The sequence below is a fragment of the Ruminococcus sp. CAG:379 genome, assembly GCF_000434255.1.
GTDB lineage: Bacteria > Bacillota > Clostridia > Oscillospirales > Ruminococcaceae > Ruminococcus_F > Ruminococcus_F champanellensis.
Window position 1 is genome coordinate 2,658 of the sequence record NZ_FR894871.1, and the last position, 4,744, is coordinate 7,401.

At 54.9% G+C, this 4,744-nt stretch carries 3 protein-coding genes; all 3 read left to right on the plus strand.

Annotated elements, in window-relative coordinates:
- The coding region (locus QVO51_RS04480) for a glycoside hydrolase family 9 protein (protein ID WP_288167852.1) at positions 1-1,627 on the plus strand (1,627 nt) is incomplete at its 5' end.
- Positions 1,628-1,927: 300 nt separating this feature from the next.
- The gene (locus tag QVO51_RS04485; protein WP_022357402.1) at positions 1,928-3,343 is read left to right on the plus strand and encodes an ABC transporter substrate-binding protein; all 1,416 of its coding nucleotides are present in this window, start codon (positions 1,928-1,930) and stop codon (positions 3,341-3,343) included.
- Positions 3,344-3,591: 248 nt separating this feature from the next.
- Positions 3,592-4,545, plus strand: a complete 954-nt coding sequence (locus QVO51_RS04490) for an NAD-dependent epimerase/dehydratase family protein (RefSeq protein WP_015559293.1) — start codon at positions 3,592-3,594, stop codon at positions 4,543-4,545.
- Positions 4,546-4,744 lie beyond the last annotated feature (199 nt).

The window sequence follows — 4,744 nt, forward strand, 5'->3', positions numbered from 1 at the left end:
GGCAGGGTACTGCGCCCTGGACGGAAAAATCGGGGAAGGTCAGCGGAGCGCCTACCTGGAGCATGCGGAAAACATCTTCAAGATCGCTTCCGCAAGCCCCAGCGATACGGTATACAACGACAGTGACGCCAGCGGCTTCTACCGCTCCAGCCACTTCTACGACGAGCTGTTCTATGCGGCAAACTGGCTGTACAAGGCAACCGGCGACAAGGCATACCTGAACAAGGCGGAAAGCTATATCCCCAATCTGGGGAAGGAGCTGGGCACCTCCGAGTTGAAATACTCCTGGTCCCAGTGCTGGGATGACGTGCAGCAGGGCGGCTTGCTGCTGTATGCCCAGAACACCAAGGATTCCACCTACATCTCCCGGGTGCAGAAGCACCTGGATTACTGGTGCAGCGGCAAGCAGCTGGACGGTGGTCTGTGCTATGTGGACACCTGGGGCTGCCTGCGGTATGCCAACAACATCGGGTTCCTGGCGGCGGTTGCATGCGACACCCTGTTCAGCTCTGATGCGGCACTGTGCACCAAGTACAAGACCCTGTACGAGAATCAGATCAACTACTCTCTGGGGGATAACCCGGATCACCAGTGCTATGTGGTAGGCCACTGTGCAAATTCCCCCAAGAACCCCCATCACCGGACAGCCCACTGCTCCTGGAAGAATGCCCTGGAAACACCGGAAACCAACCGGCATGTGCTGTACGGCGCACTGGTAGGCGGCCCGGACAACAGCGGCAACTACGAGGACGATCGTGGGAACTACATCAACAACGAGGTTGCCACCGACTATAACGCTGGCTTTACCGCACTGCTGTGCAAGATGGTCAGCGCATACGGAGGCGAGACCGACGCTGCATTCCCGGAGCCGGAAGTCCGCACGCCCGAATTTTTCGTGGAGGCAAAGGCAACCAGTGACGCAGGGGGCGTGAACCTGAGCCTGAAATTCACCAACCAGACCGCATGGCCTGCACGGGTGGAGGACAATCTGTCCTATCGGTATTATATGGATCTGTCCGAGGTCATTGCAGCCGGCAGCAAGCCGGAGGATGTGGTAATCCGCTGCGACCGGGATCAGAGCGCCATGTACAGCGACGTGACCCCGGCGCAGATCAGCGGCATTCAGCATTACAGCGGAGACATCTACTATGTGGAGGTCACCTACCCGGACGGCAGAGCAGCCATCCCGATCTCCGAGGGCAGATATCAGTGCGAGACCATGCTGGCACTGGTATTCCCCAACTACGGCAAGGGCTGGGATTCCACCAACGACTACTCCTGCCAGGACATTGAAGGGGTGGAGGACAACGTGATGACCGACAAGATCACCGTGTACCAGAACGGGGTGCTGCTCTACGGCATCGAGCCGGACGGCACTGCCCCGGTGACCACGGCTGCCAGCACCTCCGGCAGCTCCACCGGCACCACCACCGGCACGGAAACCGCACTGCCCGGAGACGCCAATGCAGACGGCAAGGTGCAGATCGCAGACGTGGTGACGCTGAACAAATACCTGGTGGGGGCAGGAACCCTGACCGCCCAGGGCGCCAAGAATGCGGACATGGACGGCAACGGCAGACTGAATGCAGTGGATGCGGTTCTGCTTAAACGAATCTTTGTTTCTTAATTTATAAAATGCGCAAGAAAGTACGGCGGCGCCTTCGGGGTCCGCCGCTTTGCATGCCCGCGGCGCCTTCGGGTTCCGCCGTTTTGCATGCCCATTTTTGTGTTTTTCGTGATAATCACTAAAAGCAGCGGCAAAAATACGGCAGTTTGTGGATTGACTGGTATGTGCAAAAAAGGGTATAATAAGAGTGTGAATGTATGCAATGACGGGGATATCATAAGTCGTGTTGCATGGAGTGCTTAACGGAAGCCCAACAGGCGAGCTTCCGGCTTAAATGATTACTTTACAGGAGGTTATTTCATGAACGTTCGTAAGCTGAAGAGCGGCGTTGCTGCGATTCTGGTAGCTGGTTTGTCCATGAGCATGTTCGCATGCGGCGAGAAGGAAACAAGCAGCTACAAGTCCCTGGATTCTGCCACCCGGGAGGAGGTTGCGCAGATCGCATCCTCTGACGACCGGCTCACCGGTGAACTGGAAAACAAGACCATCAAGTGGATGTCCAACTGGGACATCAACCCGGACGGCACCGGCAAGAATACACCTATTGAGCTGGCTATTTTCCAGGAGCGCTACGGCGGACAGGTAGAATACCACATGATCGACTGGAGTACCAGATACGACTCCCTGGCAAATGCCATCAACGGCGATGAGGGCATTGACTTCTTCCCTGCCAGCGATCTGGACGCATTTCCCAGAGGCGCAATCCGTGGCATGTTCGTGCCGGTGGACGATTACATCGACTACAGCACCCCCCTCTGGTCTGACGTAAAGCAGGCAAACGACATGATGCTCTGGAACGGCAAGCACTATGTCATTGTAAACCAGGTAACCGGCGACAAGTGCGCTGTGATCTACAGCCGGAAGACCGTGGAAGAAGCAGGTCTGGAGGATCCGGCTGCTCTGTACAAGAAGGGCGAGTGGACCTGGGACGCATTCCAGAAGATGCTGACCAAGTTCGTAGATCCGGACGAGGGCTTCTATGGCATCGACGGCTGGTGGTTTGAATCCGGTCTGTCCGCAACCTGCGGCGTACCCTACGTTGGTCTGAAGGACGGCAAGCTGGTAAATAACCTGAAGGATCCTGCAATCGAGCGTGTGCAGAACTGGATGTACGACCTGTACACCACCAACTGCGTAGCCATCGGCGTGGGCGACTTCGGCTGGACTGCACAGCCCACCTATATCAAGGAAGGAAAGACCATGTTCTATCCCTGCGGTCTGTGGGCAATGTACTGCTCCGCTGACCAGTGGCAGAACAACTTTGGCGAGGACGCATTCTTCGTTCCCATGCCGAAGGATCCCAACTCCAGCGAGTACTATATCCCCTGCGGTCTGGACGGCTATGTGATGGTCAAGGGCGGCAAGAACCCCCAGGGCGTTGCCAAATTTGCAGAGTGCAAGCGTCTGACCCTGCTGAACGAGCGTGCAGCAGAGCTGGGCGAGGAGCAGATGTTTGACGATTACGGCTGGACGCAGGAAATGGTAGACATGAAGAAGTCCATGGATGAGCTGGCTCTGGCAAATCCCTACTTCGACTTCTACACCGGCATCACACCGGATATCACCAACATTCTGGACAGCAACGAGAACGGTATCCGTGCGTCCTCCAAGGGCACACCCTGGAGCGAATCCGTTTCTGCGGTATACGCACAGATCGATGCATTCCTCAAGGATGTAAACGATCACCCGGTATCCGACACTGTAAAGACAGAATAAGGCGGCACTGCACAGCATTGCCGGAAAACTCGAAGAAAATCCAGCGGGCTTTGCATACACCGTGCAAAGCCCGTGTTTTCGTTGTGATAATAATGCAAAATGGGAAAAGACCGTCCTGTTTCCTTGATAAAAACGTTGAAAATGCGGCGGTGGCTTGCATGTTGCGGCGGAATGTGCTATAATAAACTTGAGTATTTATAGAATGATCCCGCTTCTGCGCAGAGGCAGGGATTGGCAGGAGGGTGTATATGGCAACAGTTTTGGTAACAGGTGCCTGCGGGCTGATCGGGGAAAAGGTCTGCTCCGGACTGCTGAAAAAGCATCATGAAGTCATTGCGGTGGATCATGCCCCCAGCGCATACAACGAGGGCAAGGAGCATTATCGGTTTTATGCCGCAGCGCCGCACGATAAGACTACATACATGGGGATTTTCGAGAAGGAACGGATCGATGCAGTGGTGCATCTTGCATGCTCGGTGGACAATGATCTGGGCCCCATTATTACGGAAAAGCAAATGGAGGAGAGCCGTGTTTGCGACAAGTTCCTGTTCAAGCTGGCGATTTCCAAGGAAGTAGAAAAGATCATGGTGCTGAGTACCACCCAGGTCTACGCCATCCCTGAGGGCAGAGAGCCCATCCGGGAGGGGGACGACGAAAAGCCGGTCACCAACTATGCAAAAATGAAGTCGGAGACGGAGCATGCCTTTGCGGCGGATCTGCGGCACATCAAGAATGTGATCGGTTGTATCATGCGGGTGCCGCCGGTGTATACGCTGGAGATGCACGACAATCTGCTGGCGAAGATCACCGACCCGAAGGATCACACCAACTTTGTGTACCGGACGGGGGAGTACGGCTTCCACTTCTGCTGTGTACATAATCTGGCGGACTTCATTCTCTGTTACCTGCGGCAGGCGGATTCTCCCTCCTGCACCGGTGTGTATAACGTAGCGGACAAGAATCTGATCATGGCGTCGGAGATCGTGAATTTCATCAGCAAGAACGGGCGGTTGGGGCCGGTGCTGCAGCGGAATCCCGGCAAGGACATTCTTTCCTCCATCTTCAAGTTCAAAAACAACAAGGAGGAAAAGACCAACTACCGGTATCTGGATTTCTCCACCATTACAAGAAACACCATGTACGACACCAACAAGGCATCCCGGTATTGTCCCTTCCGGTGGGATCTTTCCAATACAAAGTAAGCAAAGCGCCGTCTCCGGCAGGGAGGCGGCGCTTTTTGTTTGCTTTTTGAGTGACCATTTTCTTTTGTGCGTTCTCTTATGCTCTGCGTGCTTGGGGCACGCTTTGCCGTTTTGCTTTTCAGTTACCTTTTCCTTTTCTGCGTTCTTTTATAATCTGCGTGCTACAGATACGCAATACGGGTTTACCGCTGTCTTGGGG